Annotated in this window: 20 protein-coding genes; 9 read left to right on the top strand and 11 right to left on the bottom strand. The window is 66.5% G+C overall.

Going from position 1 to position 20,510, the window contains the following annotated elements; all coding sequences use genetic code 11:
* Window positions 1–38: 38 nt before the first annotated feature.
* Both ACSC1S_RS06230 and ACSC1S_RS06225 read right to left on the bottom strand, forming a co-directional pair.
* On the bottom strand, window positions 39–446 hold the full coding sequence (locus ACSC1S_RS06230; RefSeq protein ID WP_435363604.1) for a DUF8526 domain-containing protein: 408 nt from the start codon (window positions 444–446) through the stop codon (window positions 39–41).
* Between the two features lie 179 nt (window positions 447–625).
* Window positions 626–829, bottom strand: coding sequence for a hypothetical protein (locus ACSC1S_RS06225; protein WP_435363603.1), 204 nt, complete (start codon window positions 827–829; stop codon window positions 626–628).
* A 102-nt stretch (window positions 830–931) separates the two neighbouring features.
* Here ACSC1S_RS06225 and ACSC1S_RS06220 point away from each other — a divergent pair, with 102 nt between their 5' ends.
* Together ACSC1S_RS06220 and ACSC1S_RS06215 are read left to right on the top strand one after the other, a co-directional pair.
* Complete coding sequence (locus ACSC1S_RS06220) at window positions 932–1,495, top strand: thioredoxin family protein (RefSeq protein WP_435363602.1); 564 nt, start codon at window positions 932–934, stop codon at window positions 1,493–1,495.
* A gap of 145 nt (window positions 1,496–1,640) precedes the next feature.
* A complete protein-coding gene (locus tag ACSC1S_RS06215; RefSeq protein ID WP_435363601.1) occupies window positions 1,641–1,940 on the top strand; it encodes a hypothetical protein in 300 nt (99 codons plus the stop codon).
* A 50-nt stretch (window positions 1,941–1,990) separates the two neighbouring features.
* On the opposite strand, the gene ACSC1S_RS06210 is transcribed toward ACSC1S_RS06215, so the two are convergent.
* A complete protein-coding gene (locus ACSC1S_RS06210; RefSeq protein ID WP_435363600.1) occupies window positions 1,991–3,655 on the bottom strand; it encodes an acetate--CoA ligase in 1,665 nt (554 codons plus the stop codon).
* A gap of 84 nt (window positions 3,656–3,739) precedes the next feature.
* Window positions 3,740–4,822, bottom strand: a complete 1,083-nt coding sequence (locus tag ACSC1S_RS06205; RefSeq protein ID WP_435317990.1) for an NADH:flavin oxidoreductase/NADH oxidase — start codon at window positions 4,820–4,822, stop codon at window positions 3,740–3,742.
* A gap of 124 nt (window positions 4,823–4,946) precedes the next feature.
* On the opposite strand from ACSC1S_RS06205, the gene ACSC1S_RS06200 reads away from it, so the two are divergent.
* The gene (locus ACSC1S_RS06200; RefSeq protein WP_435363599.1) at window positions 4,947–5,759 is read left to right on the top strand and encodes a BtpA/SgcQ family protein; all 813 of its coding nucleotides are present in this window, start codon (window positions 4,947–4,949) and stop codon (window positions 5,757–5,759) included.
* A 111-nt stretch (window positions 5,760–5,870) separates the two neighbouring features.
* On the opposite strand, the gene ACSC1S_RS06195 is transcribed toward ACSC1S_RS06200, so the two are convergent.
* The 4 genes from ACSC1S_RS06195 to ACSC1S_RS06180 form a co-directional block, all read right to left on the bottom strand.
* Entirely contained in the window at window positions 5,871–6,209 is a 339-nt protein-coding gene (locus ACSC1S_RS06195) for an Hsp20/alpha crystallin family protein (RefSeq protein WP_435317992.1), read from the bottom strand.
* A gap of 168 nt (window positions 6,210–6,377) precedes the next feature.
* Window positions 6,378–7,697: a RimK family alpha-L-glutamate ligase gene (locus ACSC1S_RS06190; RefSeq protein ID WP_435363598.1), complete on the bottom strand. Its 1,320-nt coding sequence runs from the start codon at window positions 7,695–7,697 to the stop codon at window positions 6,378–6,380.
* Between the two features lie 61 nt (window positions 7,698–7,758).
* The gene (locus ACSC1S_RS06185) at window positions 7,759–8,352 is read right to left on the bottom strand and encodes a DJ-1/PfpI family protein (RefSeq protein ID WP_435363597.1); all 594 of its coding nucleotides are present in this window, start codon (window positions 8,350–8,352) and stop codon (window positions 7,759–7,761) included.
* Window positions 8,353–8,450: 98 nt separating this feature from the next.
* Window positions 8,451–8,930 carry a dCTP deaminase/dUTPase family protein gene (locus tag ACSC1S_RS06180; protein ID WP_435363596.1) on the bottom strand — a complete coding sequence of 160 codons (480 nt, stop codon included), beginning with the start codon at window positions 8,928–8,930 and terminating at the stop codon, window positions 8,451–8,453.
* A gap of 77 nt (window positions 8,931–9,007) precedes the next feature.
* Here ACSC1S_RS06180 and ACSC1S_RS06175 point away from each other — a divergent pair, with 77 nt between their 5' ends.
* A complete protein-coding gene (locus ACSC1S_RS06175) occupies window positions 9,008–9,982 on the top strand; it encodes a mechanosensitive ion channel family protein (RefSeq protein ID WP_435363595.1) in 975 nt (324 codons plus the stop codon).
* Window positions 9,983–10,025: 43 nt separating this feature from the next.
* Window positions 10,026–10,691 carry an O-methyltransferase gene (locus ACSC1S_RS06170; protein WP_435363594.1) on the top strand — a complete coding sequence of 222 codons (666 nt, stop codon included), beginning with the start codon at window positions 10,026–10,028 and terminating at the stop codon, window positions 10,689–10,691.
* Window positions 10,692–10,876: 185 nt separating this feature from the next.
* Here ACSC1S_RS06170 and ACSC1S_RS06165 read toward each other — a convergent pair whose 3' ends face one another.
* The 3 genes from ACSC1S_RS06165 to ACSC1S_RS06155 form a co-directional block, all read right to left on the bottom strand.
* On the bottom strand, window positions 10,877–11,968 hold the full coding sequence (locus ACSC1S_RS06165; RefSeq protein WP_435363593.1) for an aminopeptidase: 1,092 nt from the start codon (window positions 11,966–11,968) through the stop codon (window positions 10,877–10,879).
* Between the two features lie 60 nt (window positions 11,969–12,028).
* The gene (locus ACSC1S_RS06160) at window positions 12,029–12,826 is read right to left on the bottom strand and encodes a creatininase family protein (protein WP_435363592.1); all 798 of its coding nucleotides are present in this window, start codon (window positions 12,824–12,826) and stop codon (window positions 12,029–12,031) included.
* A 64-nt stretch (window positions 12,827–12,890) separates the two neighbouring features.
* Window positions 12,891–14,033, bottom strand: coding sequence for a hypothetical protein (locus ACSC1S_RS06155; RefSeq protein WP_435363591.1), 1,143 nt, complete (start codon window positions 14,031–14,033; stop codon window positions 12,891–12,893).
* A gap of 113 nt (window positions 14,034–14,146) precedes the next feature.
* Here ACSC1S_RS06155 and ACSC1S_RS06150 point away from each other — a divergent pair, with 113 nt between their 5' ends.
* From ACSC1S_RS06150 to ACSC1S_RS06135, 4 genes are all read left to right on the top strand, one after another.
* A complete protein-coding gene (locus ACSC1S_RS06150) occupies window positions 14,147–15,826 on the top strand; it encodes a long-chain fatty acid--CoA ligase (protein ID WP_435363590.1) in 1,680 nt (559 codons plus the stop codon).
* A gap of 80 nt (window positions 15,827–15,906) precedes the next feature.
* Complete coding sequence (locus ACSC1S_RS06145) at window positions 15,907–17,415, top strand: hypothetical protein (protein WP_435363589.1); 1,509 nt, start codon at window positions 15,907–15,909, stop codon at window positions 17,413–17,415.
* Between the two features lie 46 nt (window positions 17,416–17,461).
* Window positions 17,462–19,033 (top strand): hypothetical protein, encoded by a 1,572-nt coding sequence (locus ACSC1S_RS06140; protein ID WP_435363588.1) that lies wholly within the window; start codon window positions 17,462–17,464, stop codon window positions 19,031–19,033.
* Window positions 19,034–19,223: 190 nt separating this feature from the next.
* A complete protein-coding gene (locus ACSC1S_RS06135) occupies window positions 19,224–20,372 on the top strand; it encodes an acyl-CoA dehydrogenase family protein (RefSeq protein WP_435363587.1) in 1,149 nt (382 codons plus the stop codon).
* The last annotated feature ends 138 nt before the right edge of the window (window positions 20,373–20,510 follow it).

The raw sequence follows: 20,510 nt of genomic DNA, 5'->3' as shown, positions 1-20,510 counted from the left end.
CGTGCTGTTTCGAAGTGGCGTGTCATGTCGGGCAGCACCTACCGGTCGTCGGGAAGCCGGCCAGACTCGTCGACGGGTCTGGTGAGGCCGTCGCGCAGGTCGTTGCCGAAGTGGGCCCCGAACGTCCCCGTCGCGAAGCTCAACCCGGCCGAGATGGCCAGCGCCTGCGGGTTCAGCGTGATGAGGCCGATGATGGCCCCGATGAGGCCGTCACCGATGAGCTTCGCCGCCAGACTGACGCCGAAGACCGCGAGGACCGCGGCGACCCCGGCCTCAAGCGTCGGCTTCTCGTCGAACGCGAGCCCGACGACGAACGCGCCGAACAGCGTGCCGACGTACGTGCCGACCAGCGGGACGTACTCCATCCCGACCACCGCCCCGATGCCAACCGTGACCAGGGCGACGGCGAACCGCTTCGGCGAGAACCACGACGCGCGCTCTGTCATACACTAACACGTGTTCCTCTGCACGAAGTATCTTTCTCCTGATATGGAAGCGGAACCATCGTTTCTGCAACCGCAGGGACGTGGAGGTGCGGGGCGATGCGGGGAGGGATGTGGAGGTGCGGGGCGATGCGGGGAGGGATGTGGAGGTGGAGTGGGTCACCCGCGTCCGGCTCCACCTCTCAGAGCCCGAGGCCGAGATAGAACAGCACGAGTCCGAACAGGAACAGGATGCCGGCGACGAAGGAGGCGGCGAGCCGTTCGGCGGTCGTCGCCTCGTCGGGGAGGTCACCACGGAGGCCGTTGACCCGGGGGTTCCTGACCGCGATGGCCGCGACGAGGAAGCAGACCAGACCCGCGCCGAGTGCGGTGGGTGAGAGTGCCACGTGTCTTGCCCTCTGTGCCCTCGTGCAGAGCGACCGGACAAAACCCTTTCCCCGGTGTCCCCGAGCGAAAACCACTAACACCGGGCGCGACTACTCCTGCACATGGTTCTGCTCGACTCCGACACCGACATGCAGAAAGGTGACGCCGCACCGGACTTCGAACTCCCCGGCGTCGACGGGAACACCTACTCTCTCGACGATTTCAGTGACTACGAGGGGCTGCTCGTCGTGTTCACCTGCAACCACTGCCCATACGCGCAGGCCAAGTTCGGCCTCCTGAACGAACTCGCCGACGAGTACGACGAGGTGGCCGTGGTCGGCATCAACCCGAACGACGAGGCGGAGTACCCTGACGACTCCTACGAGGCGATGCAGGAGTGGACCGAGGACGGCCGCATCCAGTACGACGCCTACCTCCGCGACGAGAGCCAGGCAGTCGCGAAGGAGTACGGCGCGGTCTGCACACCCGACCCGTTCCTGTTCGAAAATTCGGATGGGGAGTTCCAGCTCGTCTACCAGGGTCGCCTCGACGACGCGATGAACCCCGACGCCGAGCCGACGCGCTTCCACATCCGCGAGGCCATCGACGCGCTGCTGGCCGGGGAAGAAGTCGACCTCGAATGGCAGCCGTCGCAGGGCTGTTCCATCAAGTGGAAAGACGACTGAACCGTCGCACTGCACTCGATTTATACCGCCCTGGTTGAATTTCCAGGTTACCGAGCGGTACTCTCCTCCCCATCACTCACTTACCGTGAAACTACCCGCACATCCCCGGGAAAACCAGATAAACTGGGCTGGCTTAGCTTAATGTATGCGACAATTTGGGGGGTCGCGCACCATAGACGTACGACGGGTTCTGGGGGGACTCGCCGAGTTCGGATCGGTCATCATCGGAATCTTGCTGTTCCCGGTGTATCTCGCCCGCGCGAGGACATCGAAACTGGTTCAGGCAGTGGTTCTCGTCGGATTCGGGTCGGTGATACTCGTGATGGTGCTGTTCCCGCCACTCGCGCTCCTGGCAGCCCTGTTGCTGTTCGTCCTCGGCGGGACGGTCGGCGCGATGACGGTCCAGAAGAAACAGGTCGACCACATCGAACGCACCGAAGAATAGAATCGGAGAGAACGTCGAGTCGCTGTTTTCCGGATTTCGTGGCCTAGCTCTCAGGCCGTCGGGTCCGCGGTCCGGTCCCGGAGTTCCGTGCGCCGAATCTTTCCCGTGACGGTCTTCGGCAGGTCCGCGACGAACTCTATCTCACGTGGGTACTCGTGCGCCGAGAGCTCGTCTTTCACGTGGTCCTGTAGCTCGGTCACGAGGGCATCCGACCCCTCGTACTCGTCGGTGCAGACGACGTACGCCTTCACGATGTTCCCGCGCTCTTCGTGGGGCTTGGGAACCACGGCGGCCTCGGCGACGGCGGGGTGTTCACCCAGCGAGGACTCGACCTCGAACGGGCCGATGCGGTAGCCCGACGAGAGGATGACGTCGTCGGCCCGGCCCTCGAACCAGAAGTAGCCGTCCTCGTCAATGTGCGCGAGGTCGCCGGACAGGTACCAATCATTCACGAAACAGTCCTCCGTCTTCTCCGGCTTCTGCCAGTACCCCGCGAAGAAGCAGGGGTACTCCCCGCGCTGGGCGATCTCACCGGTCTCGCCCGGTTCGAGCTCCTCGCCGGTCTCGGGGTCCACGACCGCCGCCTCGATACCGGGGAGCGGTCGGCCCATGCTGCCCGGCTTGACATCCATCGTCGGGTAGTTGTTGATTATCATGTTGCCCGTCTCGGTCTGGCCGTAGGTGTCGTGGACGGTCACACCGAGGCGGTCCTCTGCCCACTCCACGACACCACCCGAGAGCGGTTCACCGATGGAGAGCGCGTGGCGCAGGTCCAGCGACTTCCCGTCGAGGACCGCCTCGTTCGCCCGGAGCATGCGGTAGGCGGTCGGGACCGAGAAGAGGACGGAGATCGGGTACTCGTCGAGCAGGTCGGCCCAGGTCTCGGGGTCGAACTCGCCCTCGTAGGTGAACAGGGTCGCGCCCCAGAACCACGCGCCGAGGGTGTTGATGGGGCCGGTGAGCCAGCCGAGGTCGCCCGTCGACCAGTAGCAATCCTCGGGCTGGAGGTCGACCGCGAATCGCTGGGTGGCCGCGACGCCCGCGACCCAGCGGTGCTTGTGCTGGACGCCTTTGGCCAACCCGGTCGTCCCGCTGGTGTAGTAGAGGAGCGCGTCGTCCTCGCCGCCGGTCTCGGCGGGCTCGTACTCGCGGCTCGCGTCTTCCACGGCCGCCCGGAAGCTGATGTCGCCCTGCCGGATGCCACGGCCGTCCCGCGAGAGGACGATGACGTGTTCGACCGAGGGGGCGTCTTCGAGCGCCCGGTCGATGGTGTCGCGGTTCTCTGCGGTAGTGACGACCACCTTCGCGTCACAGTCGTCGAGCCGGTAGGAGATGCCGTCCGGGCCGAAGCGCTCGTTCACCGAGCCCCACACCGCGCCGGTCTTGAGTGTCCCGACCAGCGCGACGTAGTGCTCGGGGACCCGCGGCATGTACGAGAAGACGCGGTCACCCTCGTCGACGAGTTCGTCGAGGACGTTCGCGAACCGGTTCGAGCGGTCTCGCAGCTCCCAGAACGGGACCGTCTCCGTCTCGCCGTCGGTCCCCACGTAGTAGAGTGCGACCCGGGAGCGGTCCTCGGCGTGGCGGTCGCACACCTCGTGGCCGATGTTCAGCCGGTCCGGGGCGTCCCAGTCGGCCTCGGCGTAGATATCGTCCCAGGAGAAGTTCTCGCGCAGTGCCTCGTAGTCCGTGAGGTTGTGACCGTGTGCAGGCATGCGTTCTCGAACTTCTCCCGAGAAGATAATGATAGTTGACCCGGATATCCACGGGTCTGGAACGTCCCTCGAGGTTTGTATCCGCTACACCGCGCGCCGGTACTGGACCGGCCACTCCACCGCGTCCTCACGGCCGAGTTCCTCGGCGGCGTGGAGCGTGAAGTAGGGGTCCCGGAGGTGTTCCCGGCCGACGATGGCGAGGTCCGCGCGCCCGTTCCGGATGAGGGCGTCGGCCTGCTGGCCGGTCGTGATGCCGCCGACAGCCCCGACGAGTGCCTCGGTCTCCGCGGCGACGCGCTCGGCGAACGGGACCTGGTAGTTCGGGCCGGTGTCGGGCAGCTGCTGGTCCGGGTGTAGCCCACCCGCAGACACGTCGACGAGGTCGACGCCGAGGTCGGCGAGGTCGCCCGCGAGCCGGGCCGTCTGGTCGAGGTCCCACGACTCGCGGTCCGGGAGCCAGTCCGTGGCCGAAACGCGCACGAACACCGGCTTCTCGTCGGGCCACACCTGTCGGACCGCCTCGGTGACCTCGCGGACGATTCTCGTTCTCGCCTCGAAGTCGCCGCCGTAGCGGTCCTCGCGCCTGTTGGTCACCGGCGACAGGAACTCGTGGAGCAGGTAGCCGTGAGCCGCGTGGACCTCGGCGACCTCGAAGCCGGCGTCCAGCGCGTAGCTGGCGGCCTGTGCGAAGTCGTCGACGAGTTGCTCGACGTCCTCGGTCGACATCGTCTCGACCTGCTTGTCGTCGTCGTACGGGTACGCCTCGGCCGACGGCGAGGGGGCGACCCAGCCGCCCTCGTCGGGCGAGACAGGTTCGGAGCCGTCCCACGGGGGCGACTTCGTCCCCTTGTGGCCCGCGTGGGCGAGCTGGATGGCCGGGACCGACCCCTGCGTCCGGATGAACTGGGTGACCGGCGCGAGGGCGTCAGCGTGCTCCTGGCTCCAGATACCGAGGTCTCGCGGTGAGATACGGCCCTCGGGGGTGACCGCGGTGGCCTCGGACATGACGAGGCCGGCTCCGCCGACGGCGCGGCTACCGAGGTGTTGCTGGTGCCAGGCCGTCGCCAGCCCGTCGAACTCGCAGGAGTACTGGCACATCGGGGAGACCATCACCCGGTTCGAGAGCGTGGTCTCGCGAATCGTGAGAGAACTGAAGAGGTCGCTCATGGGTCGGGGTTGGCTACCGGGTTTGAAACCCGTGCCGGAGGCTGTCGACTTTGCCGGTAGCCGCCGTCTCCGCCTGCCAGCCCAGAAGGGGTCGTTTATCGCGCTGGCCGAGCAACGCGGCAGTATGAACTGCGAGCCCCTCTTCGGCACCGCGAAGCCGGTCATCGGGATGGTCCACCTCCCGCCCCTGCCGGGTGCACCCCGGTTCGAGGGTGACCGCGCAGCCATCCGCGAACGCATGCTGGCGGACGCCCAGGCACTCGAAGCTGGCGGCGTCGACGGTATCATGGTCGAGAACTTCGGCGACGCACCGTTCTACCCCGACGACGTGCCCAAGCACGTGGTCGCGTCGATGACCGCGTTCTGCCAGGACCTCGTCGACCAGACCGACGTGCCGGTCGGCGTGAACGTCCTGCGGAACGACGCCGAGGCTGCGCTCTCCATCGCGGCCGCGGTCGACGCGGACTACGTCAGAGTGAACGTCCACGTGGGTGCGACCGTCACCGACCAGGGCCTCCTGCAGGGGCAGGCCCACGAGACGATGCGCCTGCGCGACCGACTCGACGCCGACGTGGCCGTCCTCGTCGACGTGGGCGTCAAACACGCCGCACCGCTCGGTGACCGGTCGATGAGGGCCGAACTCGCCGACGCCTGCGAGCGCGGTCTCGCCGACGGCATCATCGTCTCCGGTAGCGGGACCGGGGACCCGACCTCACACGACGTGCTCGAAGACGCGCGGGCCCTGCTCGACGAGCGATTCCCCCAGATTCCGCTGTTCGTGGGGAGTGGCGTGACCCAGACCAGCGTCGCACAGACGCTCGAACTGGCCGACGGTGTCATCGTCGGTACCGCGCTCAAGACCGAGGGAGAGACCACGAACCCGGTCGATGCCGGGCGCGTCGGCGACCTCGTGGCTGCGGCCGACCGGCGGCGCTAAGCGCGAGACGGTCTCTCGGTGGAGTCGATATCGGCCGAATCGATATCGGCCGTCGAAAAACGGGCACAGCGCCGGCTAGCCGTGCGACCCTTCAGAACGGGGAAACAGCGGCTACTCGACCGTGACGGTCGGTGCCTTCTCGAAGACGAGCTCCAGCACGCCGTTGGTGTACCGGGTACTGGCCGGGCTCGTCTCGACGGTCGTCGGGAGCGACACCGACCACTCCCCTGCGTACGGGTGGCTCACACGCAACGACGCGGTTCGGCCCGTACAGCGGATCGCGATGTCCTCTCGGTCGACCCCACCTGGGACGTCCGCGACGACGAACACCTCGTCCTGCTCCTGGTATACGCTCCAGAGAATCCTGTCTGATAGCCAACCGCTGCTATCGAAGCGACCCCCCAGCGCGTCGCTGAACAACCTCTCGAACTCTTCGAAGAAGGGATCCATGTCGTCCCTCCCGCCGGTATCCATGCTCATAGATAGGCTGTGACATGGTATAGCTTGCGCGGTCCGGGGTCACGAAAACAACACCCTGTCACGTCGTCACCACCCGGTAACGATATGTTCGTGCCGTAATCACCCGCCTGCAGGGGGGTACCCGGTAGAAACTGCCCCTCACGCGCTCCCGTCGGCCCGGGTATTGATGTTCACGTGATAGTACTGGAGCACGTCCCGCCCGAGCAACACGGGGTGTTCCATGTGGCTGCGGTCCTCCACGCTTGCCTGGACGGTGTGGCGCTCGCCGCCGAGGTCGACGACCACGTCGACCATGGGCCGCACGCGGCCACCTTTCAGACTGCCGGACTTGATCCTGATGCTGTTCGTGACGGGACCGGCACCGATGGCGGCCGCCAGCCGCGTGTCGATGCTGGTCCGCCCTGCACCGGTGTCGGACTTCGCGAACACCGTCTCGGCACCGCTGGTCCCGATGACGGTCACCTCCTCGATGTAGCCGACGGTCGCCGGGTCAGCACCGTCGGTGACCGCCAGCGGGGCACATGCCGGGATGGAGTCGTCGAGCGTTGCGGCGAGTTCGGTGACGCGCGCCATCTCGACTTCCCCACCGGCACGCTCGATGGCGAGTTTCGCGATGTACGGCGCGGGAGAGATGCCGGTCGCCTCGTACAGCCCCTTGAACCCGGCCGTGGGGTTGACTTCGAGGACGCACCACCCGTCGGGTCCTTCGACCACGTCGACGCCCGCGTAGTCCAGCTGGAGCACCTCGGTCGCCCGCAGCGCGAGGTCGGCCACCTCGTCGGTCAGTGCGTCGCCCGCGTCTTCGACCTCGCCGCCCAGGGCGACGTTGGTCCGCCAGTCCCCCGGCGGCGCGTACCGGAACATCGAGCCGATGACCTCGTTGCCGACCACGTACACCCGCATGTCACGGTGGCGGTCCCCCTTGGTCTCGACGTACTCCTGGAGGAACGCCTGTTTCATCCCGACGCTCGGCGTCTTCTGTTCGTCCGTCTCGACCAGCCAGGTGCCGGCCCCGTTCGTGCCGATGGCCGTCTTGTACACGGCCTTCTCGCCGAACGACCGGAGTTCCTCGTTGAACTGGTGATAATCGAGCGCCAATACGGCGTCGGGCACCGGGATATCGTTCTCGACGAGGGCGATGGCGGTCGCGTACTTGTCGAGCGCGGTCAGAACGTGTTCGGGGTGGTTCAGCGTGGGTCGGAGGGTCGCGAACCGGTTCGCGAGACACAGCTCTTCGAGCGGTGCGTCCGCCTTCGAGAGCAGCAATCGGTTCACCACGACGTCGACCGGCGGGTCGAGTTCGACCTCGCCGTCGCGTATCCGGATGGTCGTGTTCTCCTCGCGGAGCCACTCGGCGTGCGCGCCAAGCGCCACGAGGGCGTTACAGATGGCTTTCGTCTCCTTGCTGCTGTGCAAACTGAGGACGCCGACAGCAGGAGCCCGGGGACCCGTCTTCATGAGAGAAGTACGCCGGGCGAATATATCAGTTCGCCGCGTCCCGCAGGTACTGCCGTCCCGCTCAGTCGTCCGCCGTGACAGGTTCTTCGTGGGCGATCTCGGTTCCCAGCACGTCGAGGAACTGTGCGAGCCATTCGGGGTGGTCGGGCCACGCCTGTGCGGTCACGAGGTTCCCGTCGGTCGTGACGCCGTCATGCCATTCGCCACCAGCCGCCTCCACGTCGTACTTCAGTGCGGGGTAGGCGGTACAGCCGTACCCGTCGATGACCCCCGCGGCTGCCAGAATCTGCGCGCCATGGCAGATACACGCGACCGGCTTGTCGGCCTCGAAGAAGTGCTGGACCGCCGAGATGACCTCGTCGTAGTTGCGGAGGTACTCGGGGGCACGGCCGCCGGGGACGACCAGTGCATCGTACTCCGCGGGGTCGATGTCGGCGAACGTCGCGTTCAGGGCGAAGTCGTGTCCGCGCGTCTCCAGGTACGTCTGGTCCCCCCGGAAGTCGTGGACGGCGGTCTTGACCGTCTCGCCTGTCTCCTTCTCCGGACAGACCGCGTGGACCTCGTGGCCCACCGCCTGGAGTGCCTGAAACGGCACCATTATCTCGTAGTCTTCGACGAAGTCACCGGCCAGCAGCAGGATTTTCTTTTCGCTCATTGGGAGTAACACCCACGTGATAGTTCGGCCGAGGAGGGCTTAATGGTTGGTACCACTTCCCAAGGAGGGGTCGAAAAAAGAACGCGCTGGGTCGGCTCTCAGTCCTCGACGACGGTCGTCTCGCTGTCGAGCGGGCCGTCGTCGACGGCGTGAACCGGGACCAGCGTCGAGATACGTGCGTTCTCCTTGATGTTGAGCCCGGCCCCACCGACCGAGAGCGGCATCAGCGGCAGGTGATCGCCGACAGTCACCGTCGGGTGCGAGGCTCCGCGGGCCATGAGTTTGTTGCGGGGCTGGAGGAGCAGGCGTGCCGCACCCTCGCCGACCATGAACTCGTTGTACTGGACGACGTACTGGCCCGAGTCGAGTTCCCACCACTGGTACTCGTCGCCCGGGTTCCGGGTCGTCAGCTCGTGTGGCTCGAACTCGGCCTCCTGCAGTTCGTCCTCACCGAAGTCGATGCGGCCGGGCCCGACGACCTCGTGGATGGCACTCACCGTCAGGTCGATACCGTGGTCGCGAACCTGCGTCTCGGGGTGGACGAGTCCGTCCACACGCTCGACGATGTCCTGTGGCATACCGCCGACTTGGAGGCCCACTCAAAAAAAGGCGACGTGGCACAACGGTTTTCCCACGGGGTTCCCATTGCTTCGGCGTGAAACGTCGTCTCGGGTACACGGTGCTCGCCATCGCCGCGCTTTCGTTCATCAGCGTGACGTTCTTCGACCCGCTCTGGAATCTGGTCGTGGGGGAGCAGGGAAGCGTTCTGGGAGTCGAACCAGCGGCCCTGAAGCCGTGGGTCCGGAAGGGACTGCTCTCGGTCACCATCGCCGGCGCGGCGTACGGCATCTACCTGCTCACGAGCATCGGCCTCGCACGCATCGTCCGCGACAAACGCCGTCGTCACGACGTCCGGAACGTGCTCCGGCTCGCGTTCATCGTCGCGGCCGCCATCGCCGTCGCGGGCGTGTTCACCGGCCAGTGGGTGGGAGTGCTGTTCTCGCTGGGTATCGTCGGGTTCGCCATCACCTTCGCCCTCCAGCAGCCGCTCTCCTCGCTCCTGGGCTGGGTGTATATCATGGCCAAACGGCCGTACCAGGTCGGCGACCGCATCCGCATCGAGGACGCTCGCGGGGACGTCATCGACGTGGACTTCCTCGTCACGACGCTGTGGGAGATCGACGGCGACCTCGTCACCTCGCACCAGCCCTCCGGCCGGGCCGTCACGGTCCCGAACAGCATGGTGCTCTCCTCGCAGGTGTTCAACTACGCCATCGACGACTTCCCGTTCGTCTGGAACGAACTGGAGGTCCAGGTGTCCTACGAGACCGACCTCGACTTCGCGAAGCAGACCATGCGCGAGGTCGCCGACGAGTACCTCGGCGACGAGATGGCCGCCCGGACCGAACGCTACCGGCGCAAACTCGACGAGACGCCGGTCGAACTGGAGGTCAACGAGCGCCCCACCGTGAACGTCCGGATGGAACAGACGTGGGTCATCCTCCGGCTCCGGTACCTCGTCCACCCCAAGCGGATGCAGGCGACCCGGAACGAACTCTACGACGAGATAGTCACCCGGTTCCACGCCGAACCCGAGAAGGTCGGCTACCCGGTGGGCCGGTTCCGGTAGCGTCGCCGCGCAGTTTTAACAGGCTCTCGACCGCACGTCCGGTATGGACATCCCTGCCGACGACATCGCCCGCTTCGTCGCTGCCACCGCGCCGGAACCGGACGACCTCGGCCGCGAAATGGACGAGTACGCCCAATCCCACGACTTCCCGCACGTCGGCCCCGAGGTCGGCGGGCTCCTCCGGATGCTCGCCCGGATGGTCGACGCCGAGCGCGTCTTCGAGTTCGGCTCCGGCTTCGGCTACTCGGCGTACTGGTGGGCACAGGCGCTCCCCGAGGACGGACAGGTCGTCCTCACGGAGTTCGACGCGGACGAACTCGACCAGGCCCGCGAGTTCCTCTCGCGCGGGGGCGTCGACCACCTCGCCAGCTACGAACACGGCGACGCCCTCGACGCCATCGAGCGCTACGACGGTCCCTTCGACTGCGTGCTCATCGACCACCAGAAACACCGGTACAAAGAGGCGTTCGAGGCCGTGAAACCCAAGCTCGCGCCGGGGGCGGTCGTCGTCGCGGACAACGCGATGACCGCCGGCCCCATCGAGTTCGACAAGTTGCTCGAACTGGTCGAGGGCGACGACCCCGGTGAAGTCAACGAGCACACGCAGGGCATCTTCGACTACCTCGAAACGGTCAGAGCCGACGACGACTTCGAGACGGTCGTGTTGCCCGTTGGTGAGGGCATCGCGGTGAGTTACCGGCGAGGATAAACTGGAAGAACAGTCGGTGGAATCTCGTCGTTTTCCACTTTTCAGAACGGGTCTATTGCTCGCGGCTACGCCGTTCGGATACGAGGGCCCTCGCTTCGTTCGGCCCCTCGCTACTCCTCGCGGGTCGCTGCGCTCCCCGCTCGCAAATAGGTGATTCTCACTCGCTACGCTCGCTCCGAATCACCCTACTCCTCGAATCCGTCTTCGAACCTGAAGGTCCCGTTGCGCTGGACGACCTCGCCGTCGACCTCGATGTACGAGTCCTCGCTCATGTCGACGATCATGTCGGTGTGGACGACGGACTGGTTCTGCTCGTTGTCCTCACCGATGTTCTCCTCGTAGGCGCGTCCGATGGCCATGTGGACCGTGTCGCCCATCTTCTCGTCGAACAGCATGTTGTAGGTGAACCGGTCGATGTCGCGATTCATCCCGATGCCCAGCTCGCCGAGCCGTTTCGAGCCTTCGTCGGTGTTCAGCAGGGCGGTCAGGACCTCCTCGTTCTTCTCTGCGGAATGGTCGACGACCTCGCCCTCCTCGAACTTGAGCCAGACGCCGGTGACCTCGCGGCCCTGGGCCATCAGCGGCTTGTCGAACAGCACCTCACCCTCGACCGAATCGGGGACCGGCGCGGTGAACACCTCGCCGCCGGGCAGGTTGTGTTCGGCGGTGTCGTTGATGGTGATGTTCCCGGAGACGGACATGGTGATGTCGGTCGTCTCGCCGGAGACGATGCGAACCTCGTCGGCGGGGTCGAGAATCTCGACCATGTTCTCCTGGAACTCTCGCTGTTCGTCCCAGTCCTTGTTGATGGCTCCCCAGACGAACTCCTCGTAGGCGGGCGTGCTCATCTCGGCCTTCTGGGCGTCACCGGCGCAGGGATACTGCGTGACACACCACTTCGAGTCCATGTAGGCCTCCTGGATGGGCTTGAAGTGCTTGGCGCGGGCCTGGTTCTTCTCCGGCGGCACGTCACTCGTCTCGAACATGTTCTCCGAACCCTTGACCGAGATGAACGCGTCCGTGTTCTCCGCCATCGCCTTGATGTGGGCGGGCGTCTCGAAGTCCTCGGGGTCCATGGCGAGCATGTACGCCCGGTTCACGCGGGGGAGGCCCACGTTCGTCGTCGGGTGGGCTCCCTTCTCACCGAGCCTCTCCGCGATGGCAACGGCGAGGTCCTCTGCGTCCGCCGGCGCGCTGATGGCGACGCAGTCCCCCTTCTGGATGTCGGTACACTGTTCGACCAGGATTCGTGCGTGCTCGCGCACTCGTTCGTCCATAGGGTTGGATACGACAACAGCCCAATATTCGTTTCGAAACAGTGGCGAAATTTACCGCGCTCACTCGCGCCGACTGCCCGGTTGCGGGTCGACGTGCGGTTTGGCCATGAGGTCGTCGAACGGTTTGTCGTCGAGCCACTCCAGCAGGAAGGCGAGTTGCTCGCTCGCGGCGTCGAGCAGTTGCGCCCCCTTCTCGGCGCTGGCTTCGGTCTGGTCGCCGAAGACGCCGTTCGGCGAGTTGTCGATGGCGTCGTAGTAGTTTCGCGCGCCGTGAATCGTCGGGTTCCCGTCTTCGAGGTTCACGCGGCCGCCATCCCTGGCCGCTTCCAGTTTGTCCGTCTTCACGTTCTCGGGGTCGATGTGGAGCAGCATCGAGGTCTCCTTCGGCCCGCCATGGGGGCCCTTGTTCGGGAAGAACTCGTCGATGAGGTCCGGGATGGACTCGTCCCACATCCACTCGACGGCGTAGGCGGCGCGGTCCTCGCGGAGCCGACGGCCGACCTCGCGGAGGTGTTGCATGTTCCCGCCGTGGGCGTTGACGTAGACGATGCGGTCGATACCGTGGCGGGTGAGGTTCCGCGAGAAGCTCTCGACGTAGTCACGGAAGGCAGGCGGGTCGACCGACATCGTCCCGTGGAACTGCATGTGGTGGGTGCTCACGCCGATATCGATGGTGGGCGTACAGAGGAAGCCCGTCCTCTCGGCGGCCTCGCGGGCGAGCGCTTCTGCAATCTTGTGGTCGGTACTCAACGGGAGGTGTGGGCCGTGCTGTTCGGTCGACCCAAGCGGGACGATGGCCACCGACTCCTCTGCGACGTAGTCACCGAGGTCCGGCCACGTCTGGTCTGCGAGGTACATGCGCGGACCTGCGGGACCCGCGGACGTAACGGTTCGGGCACCGGCCGACTGGATGGGCGAGCACTCACAGCGTGTCGACGTACTGGTCCCGTTTCCAGAGGTAGAGCGCCGTCACCAGGATGTTGAGGTACGGCACCACGACGAGGAAGAACGCCTTCGAGGGCAGCCACCCCGTCGTCTGGTGGACGAACTTGCGGTCCAGGTAGAGCGCGAGCGGCGCGAGCGTCGGCGTGAGCGCGGCCGCGACCTCGAACACGCCGTAGGCGTCCCCGGTCCAGGGCAGGAATCCCTGTGCGAGCAGGCCGGGCTGCTGCGAGACGCCTACGAACGCCCCCAGCAGGGTGAGCCCGGCGGGGAGCAGGACGCCGAGCCACCAGTTCTCGTTGGGTGGCTCCGGTTCGAAGGGTCGCGACCCCTGCTCGACCGTCTGCCCGCGCGTCTTCGGTTCCGCGAACTTACCGCCCCAGCCTCCTTCGGGGGGGTCCCGACCGATGTCCTCTATCCAGTGTGCGGAGCGCTGGGTTCGCCGACGCTGCCGTGTGGCTTCGGGGGCGGCCGACACCTCGTGTTCGGCCCCGGGAGCATGTGTTGGGCCGTCCCCGGGTCGACCGTCACGCCGGTGTTCGACGGTCCTGTCCCGTGCTCGTTCGCGTTCGTACTGGACCTCGCCCTTGCCCGCGTCGGTCGTGGTCCGGGTCGGGTCGGCACGCGAGTCGGCGTGTGGCCAGTTCTCGGTCGATGCCTCCGTATCCGGCCGGGCACCGTCCCGAACGCCGGCTCCGTGGACGCCGGTAGCCGGGTCACCCGTCGTCCCCGCCGGTGCGGACGCGTCGGGCTGGGTGGCACCGCAGTTCGTACACCGAACCGCCTGTGCGACCAGCACCGCCTCGCAGGCCGGACAGCGTTTCTGCCAGTCTGGGAGATCGTCGTCGCTGGGCGGTGCCGGGTCGTCGGGGCCGTCGGGGCCGTCGGGGTCGTCGGGGCCGTCGGGGTCGCCGGGGTCGTCGTGTACGGTGTCTCCCTGTCGTTCACGCTGGTCGGACTCGGAAGCCAGGCCCCACTGCCACTCGCTGGCGGCCTCGTCGCCAGCCGCAGCCCCGAGTGCGGCCCCACACGTCGTACAGAAGTTGTCGTCAGGGCCGACCGTCGCTCCGCAGTCGTCACAGGTCGGTGAACCGGCCGAATCGTTCCCACCCTCCGGTGCCATCTATTTTCGACAGGTAAGCGCGCCGGGATAAAATACCTTCGTCCGGCAGGCTGCCAACCGGGTGATGTTGCCTGTGAGCAAATATCATTATCATTCCCTCCAAAGTGTGGGGTATGCCTGGCGCAACAGCCCAGACGCTTCGACCGTTCCTGTGGCGTGCAGAACAACTGTTCTCGGACCGGGAGATCGTCTCCAGAACCCACGAGGGAATCATCCGGTACGACTACGAGGAGTACGCCGACCGTGTCGCACAGCTGGCCAGCGCTCTCGACGAGGTCGGGGTCGAGGAGGGCGACCGCGTCGGCACCTTCTGCTGGAACCATCACCGGCACTTCGAGACCTACTTCGGGATTCCGAACATGGGTGCGCAGTTGCACACCATCAACCCGCTCCTGCCCGACCACCACATCGAGTACATCGTCGAGAACGCCGACGACCAGGTCCTCTTCGTCGACCAGTCGCTCCTCCCCAAACTCGAGGGACCGGCACAGTCCGACGCCTTCGACGGCGTGAAACAGTTCGTGGTCATGGGCAGTGAGGTACCGGAGACCTCGCTGGACCCCGTCGTAGACTACGAGTCGTTCATCGAGGACCATTCCACGGAGTACGACTGGCCCGACGTGGACGAGGAGGCTCCCGCCGGGATGTGCTACACCTCCGGGACGACGGGTGACCCGAAGGGCGTCGAGTACACCCAGCAGATGCTGTGGGCGCACACGATGGCGACGCTTCCCGAGTCCGGCATCGGCATCGGCTCGGACGAGGTCGTCATGCCGGTCGTCCCGATGTTCCACGTCAACGCCTGGGGGATGCCGTTCTCGACCACCGCGGCGGGTGCAAAACACGTCTATCCGGGCCCGTCCCCGGAGCCCGCCGACCTCGCGAACCTCATCGCCGAAGAGGGCGTGACCCTCACCGCAGGCGTCCCGACGGTCTGGCTCGGTCTCCTGGAGTACGCGAAGGAGAACGAGGTCGACCTCTCCTCGCTCGAACGCATCATCATCGGCGGCTCCGCGGCACCGAAGTCGCTCATCAAGACGTTCGACCAGCAGTACGACGTCGAGGTCGTCCACGCCTGGGGGATGACCGAGATGGCACCCATCGGCACCGTCGCCCACCTCAAACCCGAGATGCAGGACTGGCCCGCGGAGAAGCGCTACGAGAAGCAGGCCAAGCAGGGGCTGCTGGTCCCTGGCCTCGAGATGAAGGTCATCGACGAGAACGGCGAGGAGGTCCCACACAACGGCGAGGACTTCGGTGAACTCTGGGTCCGCGGGCCGTGGGTGACGACCGAGTACTTCGAGCGCCCCGAGGCCAACGAGGAGGACTTCGTCGAGGACGACGACGGCACGTGGCTGAAGACCGGCGACGTGGTGAACGTCGACGAGGACGGCTACGTCCAGATCGTCGACCGCGCCAAGGACGTCATCAAGTCCGGTGGCGAGTGGATCTCCAGCGTCGAGCTCGAGAACGCGCTGATGGCCCACGACGACGTGGCCGAGGCGACCGTCATCGGCATCCCGCACGAGCGCTGGCAGGAGCGGCCGGTCGCCTTCGTCGTCCCCACCGGTGGAGCCGACACGGAGACGCTCCAGGAAGACCTGCTCGACGCCATCAAGGCCGAGTACCCCAAGTGGTGGGTGCCGGACGACGTGGTCTACATCGAGGAGGTCCCGAAGACCGCGACCGGGAAGTTCAACAAGAAGGTCCTGCGCGACCAGTACGGCGAGGACACCGACCTCGTGAAGGGGAAGGCCCCGGAGGAGGCCGCGCCCGAAGGCGACGACGACTGACCCCGGGACGTCGAATTTTTAACGGCTGGTGGGATTGCAGCAACTGAAAGCTACTTGTCGTGTCCGGCCCTGGCCGACGTATGCGCCGGCGCGCCATTCTGGGAACCCTCGCCACGAGCGTGCTGGCCGGCTGTAACGGGTTCGGTACCGATAGCAGCCAGACCCGGGAACCGTTCGACGTCGCGCCCCGGAGCCGGACCGAGACGAGCGACCAGGGTCCGCGGAGCCCAGCAGCACTGGCGCGCGAACAGCCGACGACACGAAAGGATTTCGGTGCCCTCCGGAGTCTGGTCGCGCTCGAACCGGAGAGCGACGACCGACTCTCGCTGACCGTCGGGTTCACGGGTCAGTCGTCGGCCGCATCGCCGGTTCGGCTGTGGGTCGGTCTCACGAACGAGGGGTCGTCCTCTCGCGGATTGCGAGTCGGCGACCAGCCACCCATCAGTTCGCTCGAGGGTGTCGACCCGGACACCGGAGCGCGACTCGCCCTTCGTCCGGTTCCGCACGGGGACCCGACGGAGTACGCGGTACTCGACGGTACCTGCTGGCGGACGACCGACGACTTCGACCGACCGACCGCCCAGCAAGGGGCCACACGGGACCTCGGACCCGGCGACACGCTCGGGCAGGAGTACGCACTCGTCACCCCGGCCGAGCAGGCCGGCTGTCTCGTTCCGGGCCAGTACCGGTTCGTGGTCGACGACTTCGGGGCGTTCACCGTCTCGGTGTTCAACACGGTAGAGGCGTTCGCGGTCATCGAGTCACGGTTCGCTGGGCGGGTGGTCCCGGACCTGCCACTGATTCCCGCCACGAGCTGGTACCACGAGACACGGGCAGGCGACAGGGTGTACACACGACCGAGCGCCGAACTGGTCCAGCTTGCCGACGGGACGCTCTCCCTCGAGTTCGTCAACTACGCGGCCAGGGCGTTCACCATCCACACCGACGGCTGGCGTCTGTACAAACTCCACGAGGGGACCTGGCGATTCGTCGCGCCGCGGGAGCTCCCGGAGGCTGTCCACACCATCCGACCTGGCGAGTCACATGTGATCCAGGGGCGGCTGACAGCCACCCCCGCCACAGTCGACGAGACCAGCACCGAGGGGGCCGAGACGTTCGCTGTTGGGGGGCTCGGCCCGGGGCTCTACGCGGTCGAACACGGTCGCGTCGACGGTGTCGACGGGGAGGAATCGGGGAGACTCACCTCGATGGCCGCACTCGTGGAACTCGTCGGTGAGCCTGCACCACTCGTGCCGACCACTGCTGCCACCGTAACTGGCGGCGAGGGCGACGAACTGACCGTCCGGCAGGAGGGTGAGCCGGATGAACGGCTCGTGCTGACACGGCTCGACGGCACAGAGACCGAAGCGGTCCTCCTCCGCGAGCAGGCGATGCAGGTGCCGACCCTCCGTGACACACTCTCGTTCATCCACGACGACGAGACGGTTTCCAGAGTCGTGCTCACGACATCCTCGACGCAAGTCGAGTGGACAGGGCGGTGGCTCGCACTGTTCGGCCTGCTCGGCCAGGAACCCAGTGCGCGGTTCACCTACGAGGGACAGACGTACGAGTTCGAGCGCGACCTGTGACCGCGACCCGAAGAACGATTTCCTCTGCGCCCAATGCACGTCTATCGTGCGACGACGGAGCCTGCTCGCGAGCGTCACTGGCTGCCTGACGGCGCTCGCCGGGTGTAACGGACTCGGGGATGGTTCGAGTGCCAGGACCGGGACGCGTGAGCCGTTCTCGGTGCCGACGACCGGGAGTGGGACCACCGAATCGGACGCCCCGGGTCTCCGTTCGCGAGCGGTCTCCACCCTCGGTGACACGCCCGTCGAGCTCGCGATTGCAGACGTCGGGACCGCGGTGGACCGGCTCGGCTACCGCGTCGGCTTCACCGAAGACGGGACACCGAAACACCCGCCCAGACTGTCGATTGCGGCGACCAACACGGGCGAGACCCCTGCCACGTTCCGGTTCGACGGCGTCGAGCCCTTCGGTTCCTACGTCGGAACGTACGAGGCGCAGACGACCGGTCCAGACGCGGCCCGGAACGCGAGTGAGCCGCCGCGACTGCTGCTCGTGCCCACGAACGACGAGCGATTCGACGTGGCGTGGTCGTGGGAGACCGAAGGCTGCTGGCGGTTCCCGAAGGCCTTCCGACCCCCGGAGATAACGGAGTCGGTCGACCTGAATCCGGGTGAGGAGGTGGAGCGGGAGTACGACATCGTCACCCCGGACGATGGCGACTGCCTGCTCCCCGGTGTGTACCGCTTTCGCGACGACCGTGGCACGACGTTCACCGTGTCCGTCTGGGAGTCGACCCGGCCGCCGGCGTCACGGTTCGGCGACGTGACCGTCCCCGACCTCCCGGCCTGTGCGACCCGGTGGTTCCACGAGACCGACGGCGAGATATTCATCGAACCGACCAGCGAGTCGGTCACGACCCCCGTCCCGGTCCGGTTCACGCTGCACGACCTGAGCGACCAGCGCGTCGTCCCGACGGCGGTCCGGGTGTTCAAACTGCGCGACGGCGAGTGGCGCTCGCTGCTACCGACGCCAGCCGGTGAGCTTCCGGCCGCGCTGTTCCCGGGAGAGACCGAGACGCGGACGCTCCGCCTCGGCGGCGAACCCCGGTCCATCGTCGACCGGTCGGCCCTGCCCGGGCTCCGGTCCGGCCGGTACGCGGTCTTCTTCGGGGCGTTCCGCGACCTGGAGACCGTGAACTGCGTCGCGGCCCTGTTCGACGTGACCGCGGGGTCACGCGTGCGGCTTTCGCCCTCGCCGTTCGCCGGCACACCGGCCCGGGACGCGGGAACCGGGACGCTCGTCGTTGCGGCGACACCGGCGGGCAGTGAGTCACTCCCCGAAGACGACCGCGCCACGGTCGAACTGTCCCGGGCAACCGGGCGTGACCCGCAGGTGACGTTCGTCCTCGAACAGGTGTTCCAGCGCCAGGCACTCCGGGACACGCTGGCGTTCCTTCACGGGGACGAGACCATCGACAGCGTCCGGCTCACCACGACGGCGGACGCGGTGGCGCAGGTCCTCGGGCCCGCCCCGGACCGGACCGACGATGCGGCCACCGACGACGATGCCAGTGGGGACGATGCCACCGCCGACGAGGCCGTGCCGAACACGGAACGGACGTTCATCTTCCGATTCGATGGCACGGTCTACCGGGCGACAACCCCGGTACCGGAGTGAGAACAGGGCCTCGAACAGGTCAGTACTCGATGGTTCGTCTTCGAGGGCAGGCGCACCAGGTGCGCCAAACCCGACGTGGCCTCTGAGCCCAGGAGACGGGGCGACGGAATCGGACGCGGGAAGCGCGAAGAAGCGGCGACACGGGCACCGTGCCAAACGCTATATAGGCCCACGGTTCGAACCCCGGCCTATGGAACTTCTCGAGGATTCCATCGTCCCGGAGGAAGCCCTGGATATCAAAGCAGAAGCCCGCGAGTTCGCGGCCGAGCACATCGAACCCAACGCCCAGGAGTACTACAGCTCCGGCGACTACCCGACCGAGATACTGGAAGCCGGGCAGGAGGCTGGCCTCGTCGCTCAGGACATTCCCGAGGAGTACGGCGGTCGCGGCCTCTCGCTCCCGGAGATACTGGCCATCACGGAGGAATTCTACCGCGCCGACGCGGGCATCGCGCTCACCCTCCAGCTCGCCAGCTTCGGCTGCGAGATAACGTACGAGTACGGCAACGAGGAACAGAAAGAAAAGTACCTCCGACCGGTCGCGGAGGGCGAGCAGCTCTCCGGGCTGGCGGTCTCGGAACCCGAGACCGGGAGCGACCTCGCGGGCATGCAGACCACCGCCGAGAAGGACGGCGACGAGTACGTCCTCAACGGCGAGAAGTACTGGATCGGCAACGGCGTCGAGGCCGACTGGGTGACCGTCTATGCGAGAACGGGCGACAACCCGGACAACCGGTACGGGAACCACTCGATGTTCATCGTCCCGACCGATACTGAGGGGTACGAGGCCGAGCACATCCCCGAGAAGATGGGCTTCCGGGCGTCCAAGCAGGCCCACATCACCTTCGACGACTGCCGCATCCCCGAGGAGAACATCATCGGCTACGAGGGGAACGGCTTCATGATGCTCGCGGAGTTCTTCAACCACGGTCGCGTCGTCGTCGCCGGCCACGGCCTCGGCCTCGCTGCCGCCGCCATCGAGGAGGCCTGGGACTTCGTCCACGACCGCGAGCAGTTCGGCCGCAAGGTCAGCGACTTCCAGTCGGTCCAGCACGACCTCGCCGACATGCTCATCGAGTTCGAGTCCGCCCGGTCGCTCACCTGGCGGGCCTGCGAGAAGGTCGCGTCGGGACAGAACGCCGGCTACTGGGCGGCCATGGCCAAGACGAAGGCGACCGAGACCGCCACCCACAACGCCGAGAAGGGCATGCAGCTCCACGGCGGTCGGTCCGTCCTCGACGAACGCCGCATCGCCCGGGTCTACCGCGACGTGCGCATCCCCGTCATCTACGAGGGCGCGAACGCCATCCAGCGCAACCTCGTCTACCGGCAGGCCTGAGCCGCGGCCTCCCGATTCTCGCTGGCGAGACGCCGACCCACACCCACGGTGTGTGGCTAGGTAACCACAAGCGTCTTTATGGGAACCAGCGAACAGCATCGGTAACAGACTCGATGTTCGCGTGGGGCCGGTCTGAAC

It is taken from the genome of Haloarchaeobius pelagicus (genome assembly GCF_051207375.1).
Classification (GTDB): Archaea; Halobacteriota; Halobacteria; order Halobacteriales; family Natrialbaceae; genus Haloarchaeobius.
The sequence above is the reverse complement of the archived record's forward strand: the minus strand, read 5'-3'. Positions and strand labels throughout refer to the sequence as shown.